Source organism: Geothrix campi (assembly GCF_024609265.1).
GTDB classification, from domain to species: Bacteria; Acidobacteriota; Holophagae; order Holophagales; family Holophagaceae; genus Geothrix; species Geothrix campi.
This window is the reverse complement of sequence record NZ_JANHMP010000003.1, coordinates 344,888-371,131: the sequence shown is the minus strand read 5'-3', so window position 1 is coordinate 371,131 and position 26,244 is coordinate 344,888. Positions and strand designations below refer to the sequence as shown.

Genomic DNA, 26,244 nt, shown 5'->3' with positions numbered 1-26,244 from the left:
TGCACCTGGCCTTGGGCTGGGCCAAGCATAGCGCGCCCCGGGAAACCAGGGGCTTCCCGGGGCGGAAGAGCGGGGCTGGGTCGGGCTACTGCTTCAGGCCCTTGAGCGACACCAGGTAGCGCATGAAGGAGACGCCATAGGTGCCATCGGGCTTCTTGAGGCAGCTGACGTTGAGGATCTTGGTGCCGTCGAAGCCGATCGCCATGTCCTTCACGACGGTCTGGGAGCCGAACTGACGGGCCGCGGCGTTGTCCGTGATGCCCATGTGCCGCATCTTGCCCCAGGACTTGGCGGTGAGGCCCTTGGTCAGGCGGTAGATGCCGGCGTTGTAGGCCAGGCGGGCATCCTTCACGGTGTAGTCGGGGAAATTGACGGGATCGGGGCCGCCCGGCAGCTCGTCAAGCTTGGCGGCCAGGTGCTCGACGCCCAGGCCCTTCAGCTCCTCGGGGGTGAGGGTGATGCCCAGCGCCTTGGCGTCCATGTGCATCTGGCGGGCCGACGGGAACACCACGTCCGGCGTGATGGGGGCGATGAGGGCCGCGTGCTTGTAGTCCTTGCGCACGGCCAGATACTGCAGGTGGTAGAGGATGTCGGCGGGCTCCTTCGCGGCGGCCGGCGCCGTGGTGGGGATCTCGTCGCCGCCGCAGCCCACGAACGCGGGCACGAGGAGCAGGCTGGCGAGGGGCAGCATCAGGGTACGTCGCATCTGGAACCTCCGGAACGGAATGGTCTGAATGTAAAGGATGGTGGAGCCTTCCCGCTGCGCTGCCAAGGGAAATTCATCACAATGGGATCGTGTATCCCATCTCCCTCATCGCCTTCGGTCGCCTGCGCCTGGAACCCTGCCGGGGGCTGGAGCGTCACTACCTGGACATGCTCCGCCCCTATGCCCGTATGGAGGTGACGGAATTGACCGAGGGTAAGGGTGACCCGGCCCGCCAGCTGAAGGAGGAGGCGGAGCGCCTGCGCCCGAAACTGAAGGCGGTGACCTGCCCGGTCCTGCTCACGCCGGAAGGAAAACTCCGGGACAGCGGGGCCCTGGCCAAGTGGCTGGGCGAGCGCATGGACCGGGGGGAGAGCCTGGCCTTCATCCTGGGCAGCAGCCATGGCTTCGACCCCACCCTCAAGGCCGAGGTGAAAGAGCAGCTCAGCCTCTCGCCCCTGACCTTCCCCCACGAACTGAGCCGGGTGATGCTCCTGGAACAGCTGTACCGGGCGTTCACCATCCTTCGGGGCAAGGATTATCACAAATAATCAAGGGGGACCGCCCGGCGGCTGCGCCGCCTCTTGGTCCCACTTGAATCCTGGGCTCGGGTGCCATCGATCCCCGCGGCCCATTCACCCTGGGATCATTCGCCCTTTTTCCGCCTTTGGGCGACACTGGTCCGATGGCGCATCCCATGGACCGCTACTTCGCCCCGCCGGAGGGACGGATCTTCGCGTGCTTTCCCGGCGCCGAGGACCGCCCCGGCCAGCGGCGCATGGCCGAGCTGGTGCACAACGCCGTGGTGGACGGCTCGGCCCGTTTCCAGCGGTGGCGGGACGGTGGCGGCGAGCCCGACGCCCGCCCCGAGGCCGTCATCCAGGCCGTGGAGGCGGGTACGGGGACGGGCAAGAGCCTGGGCTATCTGGTGCCGGCCCTGGCCGCAGGCCGCCATCCCATTCTGGTGGCCACCCGCACCAAGCAGCTCCAGCGCCAGCTGCTGGAAGAGGATGTCCCCCGGGCCGCCGGCATCCTCGGCCGCCCCATCAAGGCGGTGCTGGCCAAGGGCCGCGCCAACTACCTCTGCCGCACGGCCTGGGAGGCGGTGTCCACGGATGCCCACCTGGAATTCAGCCGCGCCGACCAGCAGCTCTGGCTGGCCCTCCAGCGCTGGACCCGCGAAACCCAGGACGGCGACCGGGAGGGCCTGGGCCGCTTCGGCGAGGGCGAGTCGCCCCTCTGGGACAAGATCAACGCCCGGGCCGAGCGCTGCACGGGCCGCCAGTGCCCGCGCTACGAGGACTGCTTCCTCACGAAGCTGCGCCAGGAAGTGGCCGAGGCCGATCTCATCATCGTGAATCACGCGCTGCTGCTGGCGGACCGGGTGCTGCGGGAATCCGCCTTCGGCCAGGTACTGCCGGATGCGCCGGTGCTCATCCTCGATGAGGCCCACGACCTGGAGGAGCAGCTCACGGAAAGCTGCGCCGAAGCCTGGTCCAGCCGCGCCATGAACCTGCTCTTCACGGACCTGCGCGAGGCCGCCAAGGGCTCGGGAGCCGCCCTGCTGGCCCTGCTGGAGCCCTGGGAGCGGGCCTGGGCGGACATCCTCACCTGGGTGCCCCTGGAGGGCGGTGTGCTGCCCCTGCTGTCGCCGGGCCCGGAGATGAAGGCCCTGGCCGACGCCGTGGGCGCCTGGGTGGAGGCGGGGCATCCCCTGTGGCTGGAGGCGCGGCGCCTGGGCGCCGCCGACCCGGAGAACCCACTGTGGATGCGCCTCGCCGAGCGGGTGGGCACGGCCTTCTCGCGCATGGAGCAGATCTTCGCCCAGCCCGAGGGCTGGGTGTCCACCGTGAACCGGGAGGGGGCCCACCTTGTCCACTTCAAGTCGAACCCGGTGGACGTGCGCCCCTTCTTCCACCAGCACGTGCGGCGGGGCTTCGAGAGCGTGGTGCTCACCAGCGCGACGCTGCGCGATGGCCGCGGCTTCAATGGCCTGGGCCTGCGCCTGGGCTTCACGAAGCCTGAGGTGGAGGTCGCCGAGCACGTGGAGAGCCCCTTCGATTTCGAATCGCAGGGCCTGCTCTTCGTGCCGCCGGATCTGCCGGAACGACGCCCGGGCAGCGGCGGCGGGATCGGCGATCCGGCCTGGGTCGAGGCCTCGCTTTCGGCCATGGAACGCATGCTGCGCGCCAGCCGGGGCCGGGCCCTCCTGCTCTTCACCAGCCGCAAGATGCTGGCCGCCTTCCGCCCCCGGCTGGAGGACGCGCTGCCGGAGCTCACCTTCTTCGTCCAGGGCGACGGCTTGTCGCGCACCCAGCTCCTGGACCGCTTCCGGGCCACGCCGTCGGCCGTCCTGTTGGGCCTCGCCAGCTTCTGGCAGGGCGTGGACCTGCCGGGCGATGCGCTGAGCCTGGTGGTGGTCTCCGCGCTGCCCTTCGCCCCGCCGGATGATCCCGTGCTCCAGGCCCGCATCCGCGAGGCCGATGCCCAGCGCGACGGCCTCGGCTTCATCGGCATCCAGGTGCCCCAGATGACTCTCAAGCTCAAGCAGGGCATCGGCCGTCTCATCCGCACCCGTGGCGACCGCGGCGTGGTGGCCGTGCTGGACCCGCGCCTCATGCTGCCCAGCGAGGATCGCCTCGGCAAGCGCTACGCCGCCCAGGTACGTGCCGCCCTGCCGCCCTTCCCGGTGACCCGGGACTGGGAGCGGGTGGAGGCGTTCTTGCGCCAGCTATGAGGAAGGGCCCGCAGCGCGGGCCCTTCACGGTTGGAGGAGGCAGGATCAGAGGTCCGGGTCCGCGGGCGGCGCGGGCGGGGCCGGAGGCGCCTCCGGCGCTGGGGGCGGCGGTGGGGGAAGAAGGGCCGGCCGGGGGGTTGCCGGTGCCTTGGGGACCTTTGGCGTCGTGGCCATTTCCTTCTGGAGCTGGTCCAGGCGTTTCTGCATGGACTTCATGGCGGACTGGAGGGCGCGGATCTCCGCCTGGGGATCCGCCTCGACGCCCGGGTGCTCGATGTGGATCTCGGGGATGTGGATGGGGGGGATGGTGATGTCCCCGGGGACATCCACGACGATGTCCTCCTCATCGGGGTCGACGAAGGACCAGGTGCCGCCCTCGCCCTTCTTTGCGCCACGGACCTTCACGCGCTTCTCGATGACCTCCTTGCCGTCCACCTTCTTGCGGATCACGACGGTGCCGGGGCCCACGTCCTCGGTGAGGATCTCCACTTCCTTCCCGGCGTCGCCCTGCTTCCGGATCACCTCCATCCGCACCTTGTGGCGCTCGGCGCGGGCCTTCTCGATCTCGACCCGCGCCTTGTCCAGGTCGGCACGGACCTTGGCGCGCTCTTCGGGGCTCAGCTCCGGGAGGCGATCGAGATCCTTCAGGTGCGCGTCCAGTTCCTTCAGGTGGGTGTCCAGCTCGCGGGTCTGATCCTCCATTCGCCGCGTGTGGATTTCGATGCGATGGGCCTTGTCGCGGGCCTTCTGTGCCTTGGCCGCATCCTTCACGGTCTCCCGCAGCCAGGCCTCGCCCTCGGCGTCGAGAGGCCGCTCCTGGCCATCCACGGTGTAGGTGCGCTTGTCCTTGGTGGCGCTGTAGGTCCGGACCTTCCCGCCCTTCTTCTCCTCCACGCGGAAGCTGCCGCCGCCGGGCACGGCTACGGGCTCCTTCGCCGCAGGATCGAGCTTGACCTCGCCTTCCATGCGCACATCCATCTGGCGGTCGCCGTCGATCACCTTCATGCGCGTGGACGGGTCAGGTTTGGGTGTGGGTTCCTTCCCCTTGTCCTGGAAGGCCACGCCGGCGGCACTCAGGAGCGAGGCGGCCAGCAGGGCCAGGGCGGTGGCGCGGGCGGCGTTGGAGGCGGGCAAGGCTGGCTGGAGCAGATGGCGGATGCGGTGCATGAGGGAACCTCCGTTGGCGGCCAGGGCCAGGTGGGTGGGGGAGGAGGGCGCCGGTTCACGCAGGGCCTCGAGGTCGGTGAGGGCGCGGGCCAGGATCAGGGGATCGCCGCAGAGAGCCGCCGCCACGTCATCGCAGCAGAGCTCCCGTTCGGCGCGGATGCGGCCGGAGAGCCACCACACGGCCGGGTGGTAGAAGAGCACGACCTCGACCAGGGACTGGAGGAGGTTCACCAGGAAGTCGCCCCGGCGGATGTGGGCAAGCTCGTGGGCCAGAATGGCCTCCAGCTGCTGGGGGGCCAGACCCGTGAGGGCGCAGGCCGGCAGCAGGATGATGGGACGCAGCCAACCAAGGGCCGTGGGCACCTCCACCGCGGCGGATTGCAGCAGGCGCACCGTGCGGGAGAGCTTCAGCTCGCGGCAGAGCCGGGACAGCACCAGGTGCCATTCGGCGGGGACGGGCGAGGCGCTGCGGCGGCGCAGGCGCTGCACGCGGATCCAGCTCCCGAGGAAACGGCTGGACAGGAGGAGCACGCCCAGGGCCCAGGTGCCCAGCAGCCAGGGCAAGGCGGGATCCAGGGCGGCTTTCACCCGGACGGCCAAAGGTGCATCCGAAACCACGGCCCCGGCCGCTGCCGCGACGGTCAGGTTCAGGGGTTCTGGCTGGCCGGCGGCCGGCCGCTGGAGGAGCAGGAAGGTGGCGGCCAGCGCGATCGCCATCAACAGGAGGAAGGCGCAGGCGATTCCGTACCGGACCTTGGCGTTTGCGCCCCGCAGCAGGGCCAGCAGCAGCCAGGCCAGCAGGCCCAGGGCCGCACCCTGCCACAGGAAGTGGAGAAGGCTCCAGCCCAGGGCCCGGGCCCAGGGCTCTTGGACGAGCGACAGCAGCTGATTCATCGCTTTCCTCCTTCGGCCAGGTCGAGCAGCTTCCGGATCTCCGCCAGCTCTTCGCGGCTGGCCTTGCGGGTGGCCAGGGCCTGCATGACCAGATTCAGGGACGAGCCCCCGAAGGCCTTGTCCAGCAGGTCATCCAGCAGCGTCCGTTGGGTCTGCACCTGGGTCCGCGTGGCGCTGAAGACATGGGTGCGGTCCGTGACATCCCGCTGCACCAGGCCCTTCTCGTGCATGATCTGAAGCATCTTCAGCACGGTGGTGTAGCCCAGTTCCCGCTCGGCCGACAATACCTCGAAGACCTGCCGCACAGTGCTCGGCCCCAGCTCCCAGAGCACCCGCAGGATGGCGAGTTCGGCGTCGGTGGGACGAGTGGTGGGCTGCATGGGATCGGGCTCCGGGAGAGGAATGCCGAAAAGATACGACAGGTTTCGTAGTCGTCAACGAAAAACTTCGTAATCGGTTTAGTGCCTCGAACCTCCTTTCCAAAAAAAGAGGGGGAGACCTTCGGCCTGCTGCGTTCAAAGCCGCGTCATTACAGCCCCATCGGCCCCAGTTGGGGGGCTCAGGCCTGCAGGGCGGCGAGCAGGGCATCCAGGGAGACGCTCGCGATGGTCGAGGCCTTGTCGCTCATGGCGAAGGGGAGGATGAGGTCGCGGCCGTGGAGGAGGGCTCCACAGCTGTAGACGACATTGGGCACGTAGCCTTCCCTGCCCGTGCCCTCGGGCACCAGGAGGGGTTCCCGCAACCGGCCGATGACTTTCGTCGGGTCTTGCAGGTCGAGCAGGGCGGCGCCGATGCAGTACTTGCGCATGGGCCCGACGCCGTGGGTGAGCACCAGCCACCCGGCTTCGGTCTCGATCGGCGAGCCGCAGTTCCCGATCTTCACGGACTCCCACATCTCGGCAGGGCGGAGGAGCACGGTCGAATCGCTCCAGTGGTGGGGATTGTCCGAGAACATGATGAAGAGGTTCTCGTCGTCCTGGCGGGCGAGCATCGCGTAGTTGCCGTCGATCCGGCGCGGGAAGAGCGCCATGCCCTTGTTCTGCACGGCGGTGCCGTTGAGCGTGAGGATGCGGAAGTGGAGGAAGTCCTTGGTCTCGATGAGCTGGGGCAGGATGGCGTGCCCGTTGTAGGCGGTGTAGGTGGCGTAGTACATCGTCGAGCCGTCGTCTTCGACGAGGCGGACGAAGCGCGCGTCCTCGATGCCATGGCTCTCGTTGGTGGAGACGGGGAAGATGATCCGCTCGCTCATGGCGAGCTTGGAGGAGAAGTGGAGTTCGTAGTTGGAATCGGCGAGCCACTGGATGCAGCGGAGCGTGTTGTTGAGATCCTGGGTAATGGGCCGGGTCTCGCGCCGGATGCGGAGGACGCAACGGTTCAGGTCGCTCCGGGTGAAGCTCTCTCCGAGGGAATCCATCACCGAGGCGGCGTTGCCGTTGTTGAAGCCCATCTCGTGCAGCTTGACGATGAAGGGGAGCTTCTTGTAGCTGGGATTGGGGTTGAGGTCGGGCAAGGCGACGAAGCGGGAGACGGGATCCAGGCGGATGCTCCCGTCCGGGTTGATGAGGCCGGTCCGGAACTCGATGGAGGAGATGTGGCCCTCGCCGGTGGCGCGCAGGCTCATGATGAACCGCAGGGCACCCGCAGGGAGGCCGTCCTGGTCGGGGTGTGGAACGATCGAGGGGTTGAAGAGGGCCGCGGACTCGAGGGCGTACTCCCCCGAGAACAGGGCGCCGATGAGAAGCTTGCGCGCGTGGGTGAGGGGGCGGTGCGTGAAGATGTGGGGCAGCACCCGCTCGAAGTTCGCCAGCAGGGGCGTCTCGATGTCGAGGTGGCGGGAATCGAATTCCCGCAGCATGGATTCCAGATCGCGGGCCGCTTCCTCTTCACTCAGTGCGAGGGCACGGCCGAGGATGGTGGTGATGCGATGGGTATTAGAGGGGATGAAGGGACGGATGATGACCCGGGCGCTCTCGGGAACGAGATCCACGTCGTGGCGGCGGAGGGGGATGGTCGTCATGGGGCCGGAGTCAGGATCGGGGCAGGGGCGATGTCGTGGGCAGCGACGTTCATCTCGGCGAGGGCCAGGTGGAAGGCCAGGGTCGACTCCGCCCCCTGGTTCTCGCTGACCCGATCCGGATGCAGCCCATCGCTGCAGCCTCCGCCGTTGGAATCGTACAGCGGCAGGCCGAGGTCATTGCGGCCCAGGAACCATTCGAAGGCGCGCTTCGCCTCCCGCAGCCAGGCGTCATCCCGGGTGGTGCGAAAGGCTGCGAGACAAGCAGAAATCATGGATTGCGCCTCCACCGGCTGCTGGTCGAAATAGGCACGAGCGCCTCCCTTGACGTAGAAACCATTGCTGCCGATGGGCCGGAAGTGGCCCTTCTGAGTCTTCTGCACGGAGATCAACCAGCCCAGGGACTTGAGCGCGATCTCCAGGGCCTCGGGGTTGGCCTTCCCCCGGGCGCTGATGAGCAGGGCCTGGCAGAGCCGGGCGTTGTCGTATGTGGCGCTCGATTCAAACCATGGCCAATCGTCGGTGGCGCAGGCGTTCCACAATCCGATGAGCCTGGCCGTCAGGTCCTCGCGCAGGAGCTTCGCCTGCTCATGGTCCGGGAAGGCACGGAGGTACTCGTGGATGCCCAGCAGCGTGAAGGCCCAGGCGCGGGGGGACGAGAAGGCCTCCACCGCGGGCAGGCCCCGCTCGAAGAGCTGGGCTGAAAGCCTCCGGTGGCCGGGATTGCGCGACCGTCCGGACCCGGTGCCCGTGGCCCAGAGGGCACGGGCGTGGCTGTCCTCACTGCCGGAGGCCTCCAGCCATTGCCGGCCATGGCTCATGAAGTTCCGGAAGCGGCCCGTCTCGGGGTTCAGGGCGGCCGCCAGGAAGGCCAGGTAGCTGGTGGCCAGACGATCGGTATTCTCCGAAGGCGAACGTCCTCCGAGTTCATCCAGGAGGTTGCACAGGATGAAGGCCCTCGCATTGTCGTCCGTGCAGTAGCCCTCGTGGAAGTTCGGCACATTGAAGGTGGCGTGCTGGAGGATGCCGGTGCCGTCGCTCATGCGGATGATGTGGTCGAGCCGGAGCGGAGGCAGTTCGTAGGGTCGGCTGGCGAGCGTCCATCCGGCAAAGGCGGAACGGGGTGTGGCCCTCCGCTCGGTCCGGGCGCGCTGGAAGGATTCGAGGTAACGCTGCGCCACCGCAGGCCAGATCATCGCCCGTCCCAGCTGATAGGCCTCGTCCCCGGTCGCCTTCAAGCGGTCGGGGTCATCCAGGTAGGCGCAGACGCCGTCGGCGATGGCGTGGGGATCCCGGAAGGGCACGAGGGTGCCGCGGCCGTCCGAAAGCAGTTCCTGGGCGTGCCAGTACGGCGTGGAGACCACCGCCTTGCCGGCGCCGAAGACATAGGCCAGGGTGCCCGAGGTGATCTGCGCCTCGTTGAGGTACGGGGTGAGATAGATGTCCGTCGCGCCGATGAACTCCTTGAGGTCGTCCAGGGACACGAAGCGGTTGTAGAAGATCACGTGCTCTTTCACGCCGAGGTCCTCGGCCAGGCGCTCCAGGCCCAGCCGGTAGCTTTCGCCTTCCTGCGCGACGAGATGGGGATGGGTGGCGCCCAGCACGAGGTACACCACGTTCGGGTGCCGGGCCACGATCTCCGGCAGGGCCTCGATGGCATATTCGATGCCCTTCCCGGGCCCGAGCAGCCCGAACGTAAGGAGGACCTTGCGGCCTTCCACGCCGAGTTGCGCCTTGTAGAAGCTGGAGTCGATGAACGGCATGTCCGGGATGCCATGGGGGATGATGTCCACCTTGGCCTCCGGGGCCGCGTAGGTGTCGCGCAGGATTTCCGCCCCCTTGCGGGCCATGACCACCAGGCGGTCGCTGCGGCGGATCAGTTCCTCCATCACCCGGAGTTGCGCCGCGTTCGGTTCGCGCAGGACCGTATGCAGGGTGGTCACCACCGGCATCCGGACTTCCCTGAGCAGGGCCAGCAGATGGCTTCCGGCCGCCCCCCCGTAGATGCCGAACTCGTGCTGGACGCACAACACGTCGGCATTGTTGAAGTTCAGGAAATCCGCCGCCCGACGGTACGAATCCAGGTCCTTCTCGTCCAGTTCGAAGCGGACGCGAGGCGGGTAGTCATAGACATCGATGCGGTCATTCACCGCCCCGGCGAAACACTGGGATCCGGGGGCGGCTTCGGCCACAGCTTCGCACAGGTCATGGGTGAAGGTGGCGATGCCGCACAGTCGCGGCAGGAACCCACCCAGAAAGGCGATGTGCTCGGGCATGGGGGACGGCATCTGGATGCCCCTCTTCACAAGGATGGAGGGACCATCGCCCGGATTGGCCTGACATTGATTTCCATGAAACGCTCCCAGGTAGTACCCAGGCTGGGAAGGCCGGTGGTGTGTCGAACGATCCCGCACACCCGCCGGGGACATCCACGCTTCTGATCCTGCGCTCGAAATGCCATCCAGGCCAGGGGTTTGATGGACCCCGGGTCGGCCGCGAATGGGCCCCTCGGTGACTCGAATTTTCAAGAACCGGACTACACTTCCCTCCCCGGAGGGTTCCGCCATGGCGCAGATCGAATCCACCCCCTCGTTCGTGCAGGCCGCCTACGACCGCATGGCCGCCAACCTGAAGGTGGTGCGCCAGCGCCTGAATCGGCCCCTCTCCCTGGCCGAGAAGATCGTCTACGGCCACCTGGACCACCCGGATCAGGCTGAGCTCCTGCGCGGGAAGAGCTACCTGGAGCTGCGACCGGATCGCGTGGCCATGCAGGATGCCACGGCCCAGATGGCCCTCCTCCAGTTCATGACCTCGGGGCTGCCCGAGGTGGCCGTGCCTTCCACGGTCCACTGCGATCACCTCATCCAGGCCGAGGTGGGTTCCAGTCCCGACCTGGCCCGGGCCAACACCGAGAACAAGGAGGTCTACGACTTCCTGTCGACCGTGTGCGACAAGTACGGCCTCGGCTTCTGGCGGCCCGGCAGCGGCATCATCCACCAGGTGGTGCTGGAGACCTACGCCTTCCCCGGCGGCCTCATGATCGGCACGGATTCGCACACGCCCAACGCGGGGGGCCTGGGCATGGTGGCCATTGGCGTGGGCGGGGCGGACGCCGTGGATGTCATGGCGGGCCTGCCCTGGGAGCTGAAGGCCCCCAAGCTCATCGGCGTGAAGCTCAAGGGCACGCTCAACGGCTGGGCCTCGCCCAAGGACGTCATCCTCAAGCTGGCGGGCATCCTCACGGTGAAGGGCGGCACCGGCGCCATCGTGGAGTACTTCGGCCCCGGAGTGGATGCCATCTCCTGCACGGGCATGGGTACCATCTGCAACATGGGCGCCGAGATCGGCGCCACCACGAGCCTCTTCCCCTTCAACCACCGCATGGCGGAGTACCTGCGGGCGACGGGGCGCGGCGAGCTCGCCACACTCGCCGAAAACCATGCCGAGCTCCTCAGGGCCGACGAGGGCTGCCAGTACGACCAGGTGGTCGAGATCGACCTCAGCACGCTGGAACCGCACATCAACGGCCCCTTCACGCCGGACCTGGCCTGGCCGCTGTCAAAGTTCGCCGCCGCCGTGAAAGAGAAGGACTATCCGGAGGAACTGAAGGTGGGCCTCATCGGGAGCTGCACCAACTCCAGCTACGAGGACATGGAGCGGGCCGCCAGCGTGGCGAAGCAGGCCCTGGACCACGGCGTGAAGGCCAAGTCCACTTTCACCATCACGCCGGGCAGCGAGCAGATCCGCGCCACCATCGAGCGCGATGGGCAGATGGCGACCTTCACCGCGGTGGGCGGCATGGTGCTCGCCAACGCCTGCGGCCCCTGCATCGGGCAGTGGAAGCGCCACGATATCCAGAAGGGTGACCGGAACTCCATCATCACGAGCTTCAACCGCAACTTCGCCGCGCGGAACGACGCCAACCCCGAGACCTGCGCCTTCGTGGCCTCGCCGGAGATCGTCACGGCCTTCGTGCTGGCGGGCCGCCTCACCTTCAATCCCGAAACGGATTCGCTCATGGGAGCCGACGGCAAGCCCTTCAAGCTGGTGCCCCCCAGTGGCGACAGCCTCCCCAGGAAGGGCTACGACAAGGGGCAGGCCACCTACCAGGCTCCGCCTGAGGATCACCATCGCGTGGAGGTGAAGATCGATCCGGCCAGCCAGCGCCTCCAGAAGCTGGAGCCCTTCAAGGCCTGGGAGGGCACGGACCTCACGGATCTGTACCTGCTCATCAAGGCCCAGGGCAAGTGCACCACCGACCACATCTCCGCCGCCGGGCCCTGGCTGCGGTTCCGCGGGCACCTGGACAACATCAGCAACAACCTCCTCATCGGCGCCACCAATGCTTTCAACGGCGCCGTCAACCGCGTGAAGAACCAGCTCACGAGCGACTACGAAGAGGTGCCCAAGGTGGCCCGGGCGTACAAGGCCGCGGGCATCGACTGGGTGGTCATCGGCGACGAGAACTATGGCGAAGGTTCCAGCCGCGAGCATGCGGCCATGGAGCCCCGGCACCTGGGGGGCCGCGCCATCATCGTGAAGAGCTTCGCCCGCATCCACGAGACGAACCTCAAGAAGCAGGGCATGCTCCCCCTCACCTTCGCGAACCCGGCGGACTACGACAAGCTCCTGGAGGACGACCACCTCTCCATCCTCGGGTTGACCGCCTTTGCACCCGGCGTGCCCCTCACGCTGGTGGCCAGGCATGCGGATGGTCGCGAGGACCGGATCACCCTGAACCACACCTTCAACGCGGGCCAGATCGCCTGGTTCAAGGCCGGCTCGGCCCTGAACCTCATGGGCAGGACCCGGAAGTAGGCTCCCTCAGGCGGCCCGCCGCCCGAAGCGGGGCATGTTCCAGCCGAACCGCAGCGACAGGTAGCGCAGCCCGAAGCAGGCCAGAAGGCCCGGCCAGGTGGTTCCGGCCGGGCCCCAGTGGAAGTGGTCGCCCAGTACCACCAGCAGCGAACCCAGCAGGGCCGCGGAGGCGTAGATCTCACGCTCCAGCACCACGGCCACCCGGCTGAGCAGCATGTCGCGAAGGATGCCGCCGCCCACGGCAGTCATCATCCCCAACAGGACGGCGGTTTCGGCGTTGCGGCCCAGCCCCAGCGCCTTCTGGGTGCCGGCCACGGCGAACATGGCCATCCCCACCGCGTCGAAGAGGAGCACCGGGTAGCGCAGGCGCCGCACCCAGCCATAGGCGCCGAGGGTGGCCAGGGCGCCCAGGGTGGCGCAGGCCAGGTAGCGCCAGTCCGCCAGGCCCACGGGGGGCAGGGCGCCCAGGCAGAGGTCGCGCACGATGCCGCCGCCGCAAGCGGTGACGAAGGCCAGGGCCACGATGCCGAACAGGTCCAGGTCCCGCTCGCGGGCGGCCGCGGCGCCGCTGATGGCGAAGACGAAGATGCCCGCCAGATCGAGGAACTCGAAGAGCGCGTGCTCAGGCATGGCTGGTGGGCTCCTCGTGGCCGAGCCAGGCCCCGGCCGCGGCCAGCATGGCCTGGAGGCCCGTCTTCAGGGTGGGGTGCAGCACGGGGGCGTACCGCGACGAGTGGTTGCTGGGAAGGCGGTTGATCTGTCCCTCGGCCTTCGCCTTGGCGAAAACCTCCGGATCGGTGCCGCCCACGATCCAGAACACGTAGGGCGTCTTCCAGGCGCGGCCGAAGAGGCTGAAGTCCTCGCTGGCCGCGGCAGGCGCCGTCTCGTAGGCGCCCTCCCCGAACTGGGATTGGAAGGCCTTCGCCACCCGCGCCGTGGCCGCGGCATCATTCACGGTCATGGGGTAGCTGTTCAGGGTCGTGAACTCGGGCTCCCGCGGGGCGTTCGAGGCCGCGCACTCCGCCCGGCAGATCCGCTTCACCGCGGCCAGGACGTGGTCGCGGACGCCCTCGTCGTAGGTGCGGATGTTCAGCTTGAGGGTGGCGTCCTCGGGGATGATGTTCTCCTTGGTGCCGGCCTGGAGCGAGCCGATGGTCAGCACCGCGCTGTCCAGGGGCCCGACCTCGCGGGAGACGATGGTCTGGAGGCGCAGGACGGTCGAGGCCGCCATGACCACGGGATCGATGGAGGTCTGGGGCTGGGAGCCGTGGGAGCCGCGCCCGAAGAGTCGGACTTTGAGGCTGTCTCCGGCCGATAGGATGGTGCCGCTGCGGGTGCCCACCGTGCCCGCCGCCCCCACCATCACGTGCTGGCCCAGGATGACGTCGGGGCGCGGGAAGCGCGTGGTCATCCCGTCATCCACCATGGCCTGGGCGCCCCGGGCGACCTCCTCGCCCGGCTGGAACACGGCCAGGAGGGTGCCCTGCCACAGATCCCGGTGCTCGCTGAGCGCCTGGGCCGCGCCCATGAGCCAGGTCACGTGCAGGTCGTGGCCGCAGGCATGCGACACGCCCACCGCCACACCCTCGTCGTTCGTGGCCCTGGCTGTGCTCGCGTAGGGCAGGCCGGTGGCTTCCGTGACGGGCAGGGCGTCCATGTCCGCCCGCAGCATCACCGTGGGCCCGGGCCCGTTGCGCAGGAGCCCCACCACGCCCGTGCCGCCCACGCCGGAAGTCACCTCGAAGCCGTCCCGGGCCAGGTGCTCCGCCGCCAGCTTCGCGGTGCGCACCTCCTGCATGGAGAGCTCCGGGTGGCTGTGGAGATCCTTGTAGATGGTCTCCAGCCCCGGCAGGAGCGCGTCCAGGTGGGGATCAAGCAGCTTGGCCAGCGAGTCCATCGGTTCTCCGTGGGCAGAATCATGCACCTTTTCCATCACTGGTGGGGGCTCCACCGACCTGCGCATCGGCACCCGGGGCTCTGGTGCCCTCCCCCAGGTCCGGGACTGCACTGCCCTCCAGGCGCCAACCAAGGCTGGAGGACGGCCCCTTTCCTTGTAGAATCAAGGGTTCCAGTGGAGTTCCGCCATGCCCTTCCAGCCCCTGACCCAGGAACCCGAGATCCAGCGCCGCTGGCTCGAGTCCGGCGCCTTCCGCGCCAAGCGGGCCTCGGAGCTGCTGCCCGGGTCGAAGACCTTCTACATGCTGGTGATGTTGCCCTATCCCAGCGGCCGCATCCACATGGGGCACGTGCGCAACTACACCCTGGGCGACGTCACGGCCCGCTTCCGGCGCATGCGGGGCTACGAGGTCATGCACCCGCTGGGCTGGGACAGCTTTGGGCTGCCAGCCGAAAATGCCGCCATCAAGAACGGCATCCACCCCGCCATCTGGACCCGCCAGAACATCGAGGAGATGAAGGGCCAGATCCAGAAGATGGGCATCAGCTACGACTGGGACCGCGAGATTGCCAGCTTCCAGGACGACTATTACCGTTGGAACCAGTGGCTCTTCCTGAAGATGTGGGAGGCGGGTGATGTCTTCCGCGCCATGCGCACCGTGAACTGGTGCGAGGCGCTGGGTACGGTGCTGGCCAACGAGCAGGTGGTGGACGGCAAGGACGAGCGCACGGGCTTCCCGGTCACCCAGAAGCCGTTGGAGCAGTATTTCTTCAAGACCACGAAGTATGCCGACGAGTTGCTGGAGTGCCTCGACGGCCTGGACTGGCCCGAGAACGTGAAGACCATGCAGCGCAACTGGATCGGGCGTTCCGAGGGTGCGCGCCTAGCCTTCGACCTCGACGGAGGTGGCCAGGTCGAGGTCTTCACCACGCGCCTGGACACGCTCTTCGGCGTCACCTTCATGGCCCTCAGCACGGAGCATCCCGTCATCGAGAAGGCTGCCGAGACCGATGCAGCGCTGAAGGCTTTCTGCGACCAGGTGGCCGCGGTGAGCCGCGAGGAGCGCCTCACCAGCGACGTGAAGCTGGGCCACCGCACGGCGCTCTCCGTGATTCATCCCTTCACGGGCGAGAAGGTGCCGGTTTTTGCCGCCAACTACGTGCTCATGGACTACGGCACGGGCGCGGTCATGGGCGTGCCCGCGCATGATGAGCGCGACAATGAATTTGCCAAGAAGTACGGTCTGCCCATCCCCCAGGTCATCGAATCCACCAGCGAGTGGGACCTCGGCACCCTGGTGAATAGCGGCGAGTTCACGGGGATGAAGAGCGAGGATGCTGTCACGGCCATGGTGGCGAAGCTGGGCGGTCGCGCCGCCAAGACGACCACCTACAAGCTCAAGGACTGGGGCCTCAGCCGCCAGCGCTACTGGGGCACGCCCATCCCGACGGTGCATTGCCCGAACTGCGGCGTGGTACCCGAGAAGGCCGAGAACCTGCCCGTGCGCCTGCCGGAGGATGTGGCGTTCACGGGCGTGGGACCTTCGCCCCTCACCACGTCGAGATCCTTCCTCGACTGCGCCTGTCCGTGTTGCGGCAAGCCCGCTCGCCGCGAGACCGACACGATGGACACCTTCGTGGACAGCAGCTGGTACTGGCTCCGCTATCTGGATCCCAAGAACACCGAGCTGCCCTTCGCCAAGGCCGAGAGCGACGCCTGGATGCCCGTGGATCTCTATGTGGGCGGCATCGAGCACGCCACCATGCACCTGATCTACGCGCGCTTCTTCTACAAGGTGCTGCGCGACCTGGGCCTGGCCAGCGGCCCGGAGCCGTTCCAGAAGCTCATCTGCCAGGGCATGGTGTTGAAGGACGGCTCGAAGATGAGCAAGTCCAAGGGCAACATCGTGGATCCCGACGAGGTCATCTCGAAGTACGGGGCGGACGCCCTGCGTCTCTTCATGATCTTCGCCGCGCCCATCGAGAAGGAGATCGACTGGACGGGTTTCGAGGGCATCGAGGGCGCCAGCCGCTTCCTCAAGCGCATCACCCGCATGGTGGAGGACCATCGCGTCAGCCCCGATCCGCTGCCCGCCAAGGACCAGCTTGGCGCCGAGGAGAAGGCGCTGCTGATCAAGCTCAACCAGACCATCGCCCGCCTCACGGACGACCTGGAGCGCCGCTACCAGTTCAACACCGTGGTGTCGGGCCTCATGGAGCTGTCCAACGCCCTGGGCGACCTGCCCGTCGGTTCCCCCCATCGCCACGCCGTGCTGCAGCACGCCCTCGACGCCTTCGTGCGGATGATGTCGCCGGTGGCGCCCCACCTGGCGGAACAGCTCTGGAGCCAGCTTGGGAAGACCGGCCTCTGCATGCAGGCCGCCTGGCCCGAGGCCGACGCCCAGTATCTGGAAGCCGACGAGGTGCTGGTGGTGGTGCAGGTGAACGGCAAGGTGCGGGGCCGCATCACCGTGCCCGTCCACGCGGGCGAAGATGACCGCCGGAAGGCCGCGCTCGCCTGTGCCGAAGCGCAGCCCCACCTGGCGGGCAAGGAAATCGTGAAAGTGGTCCTGCCGGCCGGCGGCAAGCTGGTGAGCATTGTGGTGAAAGGTTGATCCTGTGACGCAAACCCTTCCTTCCGTCGTCGATTCCGTCCTGGACCTGGTGGGCAACACCCCGCTGCTGCGCCTCACGCGCTTCGCGCCGGGCCTCCAGCTCTTCTCCAAGCTCGAGTACCTCAATCCCGGCGGCAGCGTGAAGGACCGCATCGGTGTGGGCATGATCAAGGCCGCCGAGGCCCTGGGTCAGATCAAGCCGGGCGTCAGCACCATCATCGAGCCCACGGCGGGCAACACGGGCGTGGGGCTGGCCATCGCGGCCAAGGCGCTGGGCTACCGCTGCATCCTTTGCGTGCCCACGAAGTACAGCCGCGAAAAGATGATGCTCATGAAGGCGCTGGGCGCGGAGCTGGTGCTGATCCCCAAGGAAAAGGGGATGGTGGGCGCCATCGAGAAGTGCAAGGAGCTGGCGGCGAGCATTCCACATGCGTTCGTGCCCCAGCAGTTCGACAACCCCAGCAACCCCGACAGCCACTACGCCACCACGGGGCCTGAGATCTGGGCGCAGATGGAGGGTCGCGTGGACGCGGTGGTGCTGGGCGCCGGCAGCGGCGGCACCTTCACGGGCATCGCCCGCTACCTCAAGGAGAAGAACCCGAAGATCCACGCCGTGGTGGTGCAGCCTGTGGGCTCGGTCTACTGCGGCGCGCCGTTGAAGGAGTGGGTGGTGGAGGGCGTCGGCAACGGCTTCATCCCCGCCAGCCTCGATCTCTCCATCGCGGATCGCATCATCGACGTGGCGGACGCCGACAGCCTGGCCACGGCCCGGGAGCTCATCGCCACCGAAGGTTGCCTGGTGGGTGCCTCCAGCGGCGCCAACGCCTGGGCCGCCCGCGAAGTGGCGAAGTCCCTGCCCGCGGGTGCCCGCGTCGTGACCCTCTTCCCTGACGGCGCCGAGCGCTACATGTCCAAGCAGCCCGTGGCGGAGCTGGAGATCTGATGCCGCTCTCGCCCCGGGATCTCGCCGCCTGTCTCCTGGATGCGGGGGCCGTGCGCCTGCAGCCCCTGGACCCCTTCACCTGGGCCAGCGGCCTGAAGTCGCCCATCTACTGCGACAACCGCCAGCTGCTGGGCTTTCCGGAGGCCCGCGGCCTGATCGTGGACGCCCTGGTGACCCGGACGGCCACCTTCGCCCCCACCCTCATCGCCGGGGCGGCCACGGCGGGCGTCCCCTGGGCGGCCATGGTGGCCGACCGGATGGGCCTGCCCATGGCTTATGTGCGGCCCACCCCCAAGAACCACGGCATGGGCCGCCAGGTGGAGGGCCCCCTGGCGAAGGGCCACCGCGCCGTGCTCATCGAGGACCTCATCTCCACCGGCATGTCCAGCCTCAAGTGCGCGGACGCGCTTAGGGCCGAGGGCGCCGAGGTGCCCGCGGTGCTGGCCCTCTTCAGCTACGGCCTGCCCCAGGCGGAAAAGGCCTTTGCCTCGGCGCGCATCCCGTTCGAGGTGCTCGGCTCGTTCCAGGTGCTGTCCGATGAAGCCGAACACCGCGGCATCCTGGATGCCGCCGGTCTGGCAGCCCTGAAGGACTGGCGGTCCGATACCGTGGTCTGGAGCCGCGCCCACGGCGGGGCATAGGCGCTGATCCATCCTGTCCCTGTTTTCGAGGTCCGATCATGAAGCTCTACACGCGCACCGGCGATGACGGTTCCTCGGGCCTCTTCGGGGGCGACCGAGTGAGCAAGTCCCACCTCCGCCTGGTGGCCTACGGCACCCTGGACGAGTTGAACAGCGTCATGGGCCTGCTGGGCCTGCACGCGACCTTGCCCTGTGCGACCCGGGAGACGCTGCAGCGTGTCCAGCATGACCTCTTCGTGCTGGGGGCCATCCTCGCCACCCCCGCCTCGCGCCAGGAGCTGCTGGGCACCCGCATGAGCACGCCCACCTGGGCCCTGGCGGACATGGAGGCGGACATCGACCGCCTCACGGCCCTGGCGCCGCCCATGACGGCCTTCGTGCTGCCTGGTGGCACCCCAGCCTCGGCGTACGCCCATCTGGCCCGCACGGTCTGTCGCCGCGCCGAGCGCGAGGTGGTGGCCCTCACCCATGAGGAGGCCATGAACCCGGCGGTCCTGGCCTACCTCAACCGCCTCAGCGACTGGCTTTTCGCCCTGGCCCGCGCCGAGAACGCCACCGCCGGCGTGGCCGACATCCAGTGGGTGCCGAAGGACTGACGGTACGCCACACCAAGTAAAAAGGGGGCCCGAGGGCCCCCTTTTTACTTAGCGATGGTGCTCGACCTAGAACTTCAGGCGGAAGCCCACCTGGTAGCGCCGGGGCGGCTGGAATTGGTACGGTGTGCCAGCCACGGCTGCGTTGTAGATGGTCGTGATCCCGGAACGGACATTGAGTCCCTCCGAAATGCCCGTCGGTTCCTGGCGGTTGGTCAGGTTGATGATGTCGAGGTAGACCTCGGAGCGGAGCTTCTGGTTCCACTTCCAGGCGTACTGGACGCGGATGTCGCTCTGCCAGAAGTTGGGCGTCCGGTATTTCCCGGCCTGCTCGGTGAACACGTCATTGATGTCGGCCGGGGCGGAATTCAGGATGCGGGTGCCGACCTTCTCGCTGGCGCTGTAGTGGTAGCCGGAATTGGCGTTGAAGTTCATGGCCACCTGCAGGCCCATGTCCCAGTGATAGAAAACATTGAACTTCGCCATCCAATCCACAGAGCCATCGAGCTTGCCGTTCATGTAGGGCAGGCGCGGATCCCACTGGGCCACATCACCCTGGTAGTCGGCGTTGCCGAGGCTGAAGCTGTTGCCCTGGCCATCTACCAGGCTGACGGAGGCGAAGCCGCCCCAGTTGTCGGATTCCCGGCGGGTGAGGGTGAAGTCGAGAGATTTGTACTTCCGGAAGCCGCCGGGCAGGTTGGCCAGGGCGAAGTTCAGCTGGCCAGCCTGGGCCCGGGCCAGATTCTGGGCCCCGGTGTAGCCGCCACCGGCAAAGTACTCCACCGGCATGGCGAGTCCGCGGAAGTAGTCCACCACGCGCTTCTGCTGGGTGCTGAGGGTGGCGTAGGGGTTGGTGAGGGCGGAGCCCATGTTGTAGAGGCCACGGGCCTCGCCCTCAAGATTATCGGCACTGGAGTAGAGGCCGATGTCCCAGTCCTCCACGATGTCGAAGTCGCGGCGCAGGGTGCCGACCACTTCGAAGGAATAGATTCGTGCGAAGTCCGTGGCGTAGCCGAGGCGGAACTCATCGGTTTTGGGGAGCTTGAACTTGTCCACGAATACGGCATCCACCGAACCCTTGGTGCCGCGGTTGATGGCGGTGATCCAGGTGTTGAACATCCGCACGTCTTCGGTGGTGGCGGAAGCCTGGAGGCTGCCGGTGAACCGCACCATGTCCAGGCGGATGGGGTCGATGTAGCGGCCCCAGTAGGCGTAGATCTTGGAATGGCCGTCGCCCTTGATATCGTAGGTCGCGCCGATGCGGGGGGCGAAGTTGTAGTCCGTCTTGAACAGGGATTGGCCGTTGTCCGCTTCATATTCGTACTTGTCGAAGCGGAAGCCGGGACTCAGTGTGAAGCGGCCGACCTGCCACTGGTCCTGGATGTAGAAACCCTGCGTCTTCTGCTTAGGCGTGGAACTGGCGGTGGACACGAAGTTGTTCCGGTAACCGTAGTAGCCACCGATGGGGTTGGCTTCATTGAAGGTGTAGGCATTGAAGTCCGAGGACTGGAAGATGCCGCCCGCGCCAGTGGGCGTATAGCCAGCGGCGATGGCCGTGGCCTTGAGCGTGGGATTGTTGTTGATCGCTCCCAGGACGCGGGTGCGCTGGGATTTCACCTGGCCGCCAGGCAGGCCGGGCAGGCCGCCCCAGGTGTAGGTGTTGATGTCGAAGCTCTCGTACGCCACGCCTTGGCTGATGGCAGCCGTACGAGTGAGGGAGTCCTCGCCGCTTTGGGCACCGAGCTTGATTGTGTGGTTGCCCAGGGCGTTGAGGAGCCAAGTCAAGTCCGCGCGGAGCAGATCCTTCTTGTAGACGCGGAGATCCATCCCGGCGCTGTTGCCGAGCTGAGCCTGGTCCGGCGTGAGGCCGCCCGGAAGGAGGGAGACGATGTTGTTTTGTGGACCCGCATTGGTGTAGAGAGGCGTGACTTTGTTGTCTTCCTGGTGGTGGGAGTAGTGCACGTCCACGAAAATATCGCTGAACTGGTGGGAATAGGCCGCGATCCAGCGATTGCCGCCCTGCTCGGTCTTGGACGCCCGGCGGGTGACGACGCCAGGGCTGGAGAGGTTATCGAAGTCGTAGGGGTTGGTGTTGTAGGTGAAGCTGACCAGATCGATGGGAGTGATCTGCCAGGTCAGCTTGCCGAAGAACCGCTTGCCATCCTCGTTCAGGCCCGTGCGCGATTCGCCGCTGGGCAGCTTGACCGTGTATTCGTCCTTCACGGTCTGGATGCTGCCGACGAACCAGAGCCGATCCTTGATGATGGGGCCCATGAAGTAGGCGCTGTAGTCCCGGACGCTGCGCTCACCCACGTCGTACTTGCCATAGCCCACCTTGTTCTGGAGCGAGGGGCTCTGGAAGTCGAGGGTGAGGCCACCGGAAAAGTCGTTGCCTCCCACCTTGGTCGTCACGCTGGAGAACAGGCCCGCGCGGGCGGTGTATTCCGCCGTGATGGCGCCGGTCTTCACATCCTGCACCTGGATCAGTTCCGGGGCGATGGTGGTGCGTAGCGTCCCGGCTTCGGGGCTGGTCACGTCCACACCGTCCACGAGGTAGGTGTTGTTGCGGCCGCCACCTGAGCCGAAGTTGTCGCGGTTGAGGCCGGTGGCCAGGGTCGGGTTGCCGTTGGAGCTGCCAAGGGTGGAGATGACGCCTGGAGCCAGATTCAGCACCGACAGCTGAGTACGGCCGATGGGCAGGGTTTCCAATTCAGCGGAGGTGATCTGGGTGCCGGTAGTCACCGTGGTGGCGTCCACGTTGGACACGGTGGACAACACTTCGACGGTGGCGGTACCCAGGGCCTGGATCTTGATGCTGGCCGAGGCCGTCTGATCCACCTTCACTTCGAGGGCGGCCAGGGTGGCGGTCTGGAAGCCTTCCTTGGACACCTGGACCTTGAAATCACCCGGACTGAGGCGGATGAACCGGGCGTTGCCGTCCTTGTCGGAGGGCACGGTCCGGGCGCCGCCGATCTGGGTGGGGCTGGTGATGATCACCGTCGCGCCAGTCACGGGCTTGCCCTGGATATCCACGACCTTGACGTACAGGTTGCCATCGCCAGCGGCGTAGGCGGCAGCGCCCACGGCAACGAGGAGGGCCGTAGTACGGGCCAACCGGAGGGGAGAAGGATACATGCAGTACTCCTATGAGTGCGGGAAGCCGCACGGGGGAAGTGGGTGGTCACCCTGTCCCGCGTCCGTCTGGTCAGCGGCAGCCCCTCCTCCGGAATTCCGGAAGTTAGGTTGTCATGGCCCAGAAGAAAGGGGACGGCGATGTCCAAAGAGTTGAAGAGTGGAACAAGGATAAACGCGAATTTCAAATTTCACGGGAACTTTTCTTGTGTTTTTGGTGCACTACCTCACGGCACGATATGGATATCGTCGCTGGGTAGGTCCACCAACGGGCATGTGTGGATTGGTCCAGAATTAGTAAATAAATTGACGATTAATCGGTCATGTATTTAAAAGTACCGCTGGCCGATGGCCTTCCCCGTACCGGTGATGTGACCCTGCCGTTGCCTGGGCAAGAGGGCACCTCTGGACCCGAAGGTGCGGGCCAGTGGCGGGCCTTCGGAGGGATGACCACCTCTGCCTGCCGGCAACCGCAGACAAAAAAATCGGGCCCCGAAGGGCCCGATTCTCTTGCGGTCGTGCGTGCTGACTAGAACTGGTACTTCACGCCCAGGCGGATGCGGCGGGCAGTCTGGTAGGTCAGGACGTTCAGGAAGTTCTTGTTTTCCGCGTCCACCGAAGCTTCGAAGTTCTGATCGTAGGAGGTCGGCTTGTGGACATTCCACAGGTTGAAGACATCCGCACGGAAGGACACCTGGTGCTTGTTGGCAAGCTTCCAGACGTACTGGCCGCTCAGGTCGAAGTTCAGGGTGTTGGGGGTGCGTCCCTGGGATCCGCGGCCACCGGCGGCGAGCTCACCGGTGTTGTCGTAGTCGATCAGGCCGTAGAACTTGTTCAGGGGCGTCCCGGTCTGGAACTTGACCAGGGTCGTGAGGGAGAAGCCGGAATCCCAGCTGTAGGTCAGGCCGGCATTGGCCACCACGGTGCGGTCGTTGGGGAGGGGGCCAGAAGCAAAGGCCTCCTCACCGGTGAGGCCCCGGGGATGGTAAATGGGAGCGCCTGGGTTGCCGTCATTCGTATAGCTCGGGAAATTGCCGGCATTCGGGTTCTCATAGTTCTTCAGGTATTCCAGCGAGAAGTCGTAGAGCGAGGTGATGTTCGGATCGCTCTGGCCGTTGTCGTTGCGGAACAGGCCCTCGTAGTTGCCTTCCAGCTTCGAAAGGCGCAGGTTGAAGAAGCCGTTGACATGCTTGGTGGTCTTCGACACCTCGATTTCGAAGGCCCAGTAGTCGCGCTTGGGCTTCGGCCAGGTGGCGGTGGTGCCGCTGCCCATCAAGTTGGGATTGGCCACGCCGTAGACAGTCCTCTCGAGATCGAGAGCCGCCTGCTGGATCTGCCCGGAGTTTTCACCGGGGTTCGCGATGTAGTAAGGCAGGTAGTTGCCACCATCGATGCCCATGTCTTCCAGGGCGCGGCCCAGCGAGCGGTAGATGACCCGGTTGCTGATGGTGAGGCCTTCGGAGGGCTGCATGTCCCAGCCGAGGACGTACTCATTGGTGTAGGGCAGCTTGGTGCCGGGGAGTACCGGAGTCAGGAAGCCCTGGCTGCCGATGAAGTGGGTCGAGGTGGGGGTCGTGTTCACCACGCCATAGCCGGTGGCCGGGCGGACATCCAGAATGGCGGTGCCATTCTGGATCGGGTTGGTGAGGGAGTTGTAGGCGCTGTTGATGTTGTAGAAGTCGGAACGGCTGACGCCGACTTCGGTGCTGAGCGAGCGGACCGCGAGATCGAGAGGGACCTTCTCGAAGTACTTGCCGTAGAAGGCGTAGATCTTGTTCTTGCCATCGCCGTTCGGATCCCAGGTGATGGACAGGCGGGGTGCCATGGCGTCCTTGGCCTTGAACTTGTAGGTCTGCTGGAGACCCGCCATGTCTTCCGATTCCCAGCGGAAGCCGGCCTTCACGAACAAGCGGTTGTTCCAGGAGTACTTCGCCTGGACGAAATAGCCTTCCCAGGGAGCGGTGGTGGGGATGAGGGGCGGCGTCGTGCGGGCGCGGGTGATGCGCCAGTAGGGCGCAATGTTGTTGGTAGGGGTCCGCGTTTCCGTGCCGACGGTGTAATTCAGCGAGGGATCGAGCACATAGTAGCGCTGGCTGACCAAGGCGCCGCTGGAGTAGGGCTGGCCAGTGGCACCGGAGTGGGGATCCACGAAGCCGGCAGGGCCCTGGTAGGTATTGCCGCCCTTGTGTTCGATGTCTTCCTTGAAGTAGCCGGCCTTGAACTCGAAGGCGCCGAAGGTCTTGGTCAGCTTCAGGTCGTACTGGCGATTGCGGTCGTCTGTGCCATCCACGAAGCCCGGGCCAGGAGCGTACTGTACGCCAGTGTACACATCGGACACGCGGTAGGTCTGCTGGACGGCGGGATCAAGGATGCGCCGGAACTTGTTGTTGGCCTGAGAGACGCGAGCTTCCACCAGGAAGTCATTGAAGAAGACGCCGTTGTACTTCAAGGTCCAGTTCCGGCCGCCGAATTCGACTTCTTCCCAGCTGTAGGGGGCGGTGTAGATGGCAGCGGTGCGGTTGGCGCCGTAGGGCAGCTTGCCGGGATCACCGAAGATGCTGAACTCCAGGGACTGAGTGGAGGTGATCATCCAGTTCAGTTTTCCGTAATAGGAGTTGGTCTCGGTCTTCTGCTCGATCTGGCGACCATAGAAAGGCTGGGCAGGGTCGATCTGCGTCCGCTTCACGGAATTGCGGATGGGGTTGTAGCCGACGAAGTAGAACAGCTTGTCCTTGATGATGGGGCCGGCGACGGTGAAGCCCAGTTCGTACCGGTTGCTGCTGTCGAACGAGGGGGTGATGCGCAGCGAGGGATCGATGCGGGGGGGTTCCTTGTCCTTGGACTGCAGCGAGTTCAGGTCGAAGTAGGCGAAGACCTGGGCATGCAGCGTGTTGTCGCCGGTCTTGGTGACGGCGTTGACCATGCCACCGGTGGAACCGCCGAACTCGGCGTCCATGCCGAAGCTCTTGATCTGCACTTCACTGATGAAGTCAGTGTTGATGCCGGTGCCGAGGGAGCCGTAGACGATCGAGTAGGAGCCGTTGGCGCCGTAGCCAGCGCCGGTGGTGTTCACGCCGTCGATGACGTACTGGTTCTCCAGGCCGGAGGAGCCACCGACCGAGGGGTTGTTGGAATCGATGCCGCTGCTGGAAACGCCAGGGGCAAGGTTCACGATGGACGAGAACGAGCGACCCAGGGGCAGGGAGGAGATCGTCTCGGAGTTGTAGGTGGTGCCGGAGGTCTGGGTGGTGGTGTCGATGGTCTGGGTGGTGGCCAGCACTTCGACGACCGCGCCCGCCGCCTTGGACAGGGTGAGCCTGACAGGGGTCAGGGTGTTGATGGAGACGTTGGCGGTGAGCTTCGCGGCGGTTTCAAAGCCGGGCGCAGTCACAGTGACGGTGTACTGACCGGGGATCAGGGCGGAAGCCTTGAAGGACCCGTTGGCATCGGTGACGCGCACGACCTGACCGCGGCCACCATCAAGAATGACGCGGGCACCGGCGATCAGGGCGCCGTTGGGCCCCGTCACGATTCCTGAGACGGCACCGGTAGTGGCATCCTGGGCATAACCCATGACGCCGCTTCCAGCGACGATGGCCGCGGCGGTGAAGCCCAGCCGGGTAAAGATTCGACTCATAGAAACTCCTTTGGGGGGAAGGCGGCAATGCCGCATGGTGCAGGTGCGAAAGGGGGGAGAAGCAAACCCGCCACAGTATCTGTGGCGGCGGTGGTTCTGAAGTCTGGGAGGACTGCCAAAGATCGGGGACGAGTGTCGCAAGAATAGGTCAGGTTCCACGATCTTTACAAATAATTTCGATCCGGGTTTTGGAATTCAAACATTGTAACACGAGGTATGCGGCGGAAGCCCCATTCGCCTCTTTTGCGGACATTTGGGATAGAGGACGCAGTGGTCTGCACCTGGGTCAGGCGAAAACCTCATCGGGAGGGATCGAGGGGCCCTTTTTTGCCGGGTGCGACGGCGATTCTGGGGATGCGGCATTGAATCGAGGCGCCGTCCGTAAGACCACCTTCTTGCGACACGCATCCTTCAGAGGGTGCTGAATTCCTTTCGGATGGCCCATGGTCGGGGC

At 66.2% G+C, this 26,244-nt stretch carries 16 protein-coding genes; 7 read left to right on the top strand and 9 right to left on the bottom strand.

Annotated features, from left to right (window positions below; translation table 11 throughout):
• Positions 1-85: 85 nt before the first annotated feature.
• Complete coding sequence (locus tag NOV65_RS13520) at positions 86-706, bottom strand: hypothetical protein (RefSeq protein ID WP_257306993.1); 621 nt, start codon at positions 704-706, stop codon at positions 86-88.
• Between the two features lie 89 nt (positions 707-795).
• Between NOV65_RS13520 and NOV65_RS13515 the strand changes: the two genes are divergently transcribed.
• Positions 796-1,254 carry a 23S rRNA (pseudouridine(1915)-N(3))-methyltransferase RlmH gene (locus NOV65_RS13515; RefSeq protein WP_257306992.1) on the top strand — a complete coding sequence of 153 codons (459 nt, stop codon included), beginning with the start codon at positions 796-798 and terminating at the stop codon, positions 1,252-1,254.
• Positions 1,255-1,400: 146 nt separating this feature from the next.
• A complete protein-coding gene (locus NOV65_RS13510) occupies positions 1,401-3,440 on the top strand; it encodes an ATP-dependent DNA helicase (protein WP_257306991.1) in 2,040 nt (679 codons plus the stop codon).
• A gap of 45 nt (positions 3,441-3,485) precedes the next feature.
• On the opposite strand, the gene NOV65_RS13505 is transcribed toward NOV65_RS13510, so the two are convergent.
• From NOV65_RS13505 to NOV65_RS13490, 4 genes are all read right to left on the bottom strand, one after another.
• Complete coding sequence (locus NOV65_RS13505; protein ID WP_257306990.1) at positions 3,486-5,501, bottom strand: M56 family metallopeptidase; 2,016 nt, start codon at positions 5,499-5,501, stop codon at positions 3,486-3,488.
• Complete coding sequence (locus tag NOV65_RS13500) at positions 5,498-5,881, bottom strand: BlaI/MecI/CopY family transcriptional regulator (RefSeq protein WP_257306989.1); 384 nt, start codon at positions 5,879-5,881, stop codon at positions 5,498-5,500. The genes NOV65_RS13505 and NOV65_RS13500 overlap by 4 nt, the downstream gene beginning before the upstream one ends.
• A 179-nt stretch (positions 5,882-6,060) precedes the next feature.
• Complete coding sequence (locus tag NOV65_RS13495) at positions 6,061-7,518, bottom strand: glycoside hydrolase family 130 protein (RefSeq protein WP_257306988.1); 1,458 nt, start codon at positions 7,516-7,518, stop codon at positions 6,061-6,063.
• The gene (locus NOV65_RS13490; RefSeq protein ID WP_257306987.1) at positions 7,515-9,803 is read right to left on the bottom strand and encodes a glycosyltransferase family 4 protein; all 2,289 of its coding nucleotides are present in this window, start codon (positions 9,801-9,803) and stop codon (positions 7,515-7,517) included. The genes NOV65_RS13495 and NOV65_RS13490 overlap by 4 nt, the downstream gene beginning before the upstream one ends.
• Before the next feature lie 277 nt (positions 9,804-10,080).
• On the opposite strand from NOV65_RS13490, the gene NOV65_RS13485 reads away from it, so the two are divergent.
• Positions 10,081-12,333: an aconitate hydratase gene (locus NOV65_RS13485; RefSeq protein ID WP_257306986.1), complete on the top strand. Its 2,253-nt coding sequence runs from the start codon at positions 10,081-10,083 to the stop codon at positions 12,331-12,333.
• Between the two features lie 6 nt (positions 12,334-12,339).
• Here NOV65_RS13485 and NOV65_RS13480 read toward each other — a convergent pair whose 3' ends face one another.
• On the bottom strand, positions 12,340-12,963 hold the full coding sequence (locus NOV65_RS13480) for a trimeric intracellular cation channel family protein (RefSeq protein WP_257306985.1): 624 nt from the start codon (positions 12,961-12,963) through the stop codon (positions 12,340-12,342).
• A complete protein-coding gene (locus NOV65_RS13475; RefSeq protein ID WP_257306984.1) occupies positions 12,956-14,230 on the bottom strand; it encodes an amidohydrolase in 1,275 nt (424 codons plus the stop codon). The genes NOV65_RS13480 and NOV65_RS13475 overlap by 8 nt, the downstream gene beginning before the upstream one ends.
• A 187-nt stretch (positions 14,231-14,417) precedes the next feature.
• On the opposite strand from NOV65_RS13475, the gene leuS reads away from it, so the two are divergent.
• Genes leuS through NOV65_RS13455 form a run of 4 tightly spaced genes read left to right on the top strand, consistent with a single transcriptional unit; the run spans position 14,418 to position 19,024 of the window.
• A complete protein-coding gene (leuS, locus tag NOV65_RS13470; protein WP_257306983.1) occupies positions 14,418-16,844 on the top strand; it encodes a leucine--tRNA ligase in 2,427 nt (808 codons plus the stop codon).
• A gap of 4 nt (positions 16,845-16,848) precedes the next feature.
• Positions 16,849-17,787: a PLP-dependent cysteine synthase family protein gene (locus NOV65_RS13465; RefSeq protein ID WP_257306982.1), complete on the top strand. Its 939-nt coding sequence runs from the start codon at positions 16,849-16,851 to the stop codon at positions 17,785-17,787.
• Complete coding sequence (pyrE, locus tag NOV65_RS13460; protein WP_257306981.1) at positions 17,787-18,428, top strand: orotate phosphoribosyltransferase; 642 nt, start codon at positions 17,787-17,789, stop codon at positions 18,426-18,428. Before NOV65_RS13465 ends, pyrE begins: the two co-directional genes overlap by 1 nt.
• 38 nt (positions 18,429-18,466) lie before the next feature.
• Positions 18,467-19,024 (top strand): cob(I)yrinic acid a,c-diamide adenosyltransferase, encoded by a 558-nt coding sequence (locus NOV65_RS13455; RefSeq protein ID WP_257306980.1) that lies wholly within the window; start codon positions 18,467-18,469, stop codon positions 19,022-19,024.
• 66 nt (positions 19,025-19,090) lie between these two features.
• On the opposite strand, the gene NOV65_RS13450 is transcribed toward NOV65_RS13455, so the two are convergent.
• Both NOV65_RS13450 and NOV65_RS13445 read right to left on the bottom strand, forming a co-directional pair.
• Complete coding sequence (locus tag NOV65_RS13450) at positions 19,091-22,156, bottom strand: TonB-dependent receptor (RefSeq protein ID WP_257306979.1); 3,066 nt, start codon at positions 22,154-22,156, stop codon at positions 19,091-19,093.
• Between the two features lie 526 nt (positions 22,157-22,682).
• Entirely contained in the window at positions 22,683-25,790 is a 3,108-nt protein-coding gene (locus NOV65_RS13445; RefSeq protein ID WP_257306978.1) for a TonB-dependent receptor, read from the bottom strand.
• Between the last annotated feature and the right edge of the window lie 454 nt (positions 25,791-26,244).

Coding starts and splice junctions, on each gene's coding strand:
- NOV65_RS13495 (WP_257306988.1), bottom strand. CDS start 7,518: ATGACGACCATCCCCCTCCGCCGCCACGACGTGGATCTCGTTCCCGAG.
- NOV65_RS13510 (WP_257306991.1), top strand. CDS start 1,401: ATGGACCGCTACTTCGCCCCGCCGGAGGGACGGATCTTCGCGTGCTTT.
- NOV65_RS13520 (WP_257306993.1), bottom strand. CDS start 706: ATGCGACGTACCCTGATGCTGCCCCTCGCCAGCCTGCTCCTCGTGCCC.
- NOV65_RS13490 (WP_257306987.1), bottom strand. CDS start 9,803: ATGCCGTCCCCCATGCCCGAGCACATCGCCTTTCTGGGTGGGTTCCTG.
- NOV65_RS13480 (WP_257306985.1), bottom strand. CDS start 12,963: ATGCCTGAGCACGCGCTCTTCGAGTTCCTCGATCTGGCGGGCATCTTC.
- NOV65_RS13505 (WP_257306990.1), bottom strand. CDS start 5,501: ATGAATCAGCTGCTGTCGCTCGTCCAAGAGCCCTGGGCCCGGGCCCTG.
- leuS (WP_257306983.1), top strand. CDS start 14,418: ATGCCCTTCCAGCCCCTGACCCAGGAACCCGAGATCCAGCGCCGCTGG.
- NOV65_RS13455 (WP_257306980.1), top strand. CDS start 18,467: ATGAAGCTCTACACGCGCACCGGCGATGACGGTTCCTCGGGCCTCTTC.
- NOV65_RS13450 (WP_257306979.1), bottom strand. CDS start 22,156: ATGTATCCTTCTCCCCTCCGGTTGGCCCGTACTACGGCCCTCCTCGTT.
- NOV65_RS13485 (WP_257306986.1), top strand. CDS start 10,081: ATGGCGCAGATCGAATCCACCCCCTCGTTCGTGCAGGCCGCCTACGAC.
- NOV65_RS13475 (WP_257306984.1), bottom strand. CDS start 14,230: ATGGACTCGCTGGCCAAGCTGCTTGATCCCCACCTGGACGCGCTCCTG.
- NOV65_RS13445 (WP_257306978.1), bottom strand. CDS start 25,790: ATGAGTCGAATCTTTACCCGGCTGGGCTTCACCGCCGCGGCCATCGTC.
- NOV65_RS13500 (WP_257306989.1), bottom strand. CDS start 5,881: ATGCAGCCCACCACTCGTCCCACCGACGCCGAACTCGCCATCCTGCGG.
- pyrE (WP_257306981.1), top strand. CDS start 17,787: ATGCCGCTCTCGCCCCGGGATCTCGCCGCCTGTCTCCTGGATGCGGGG.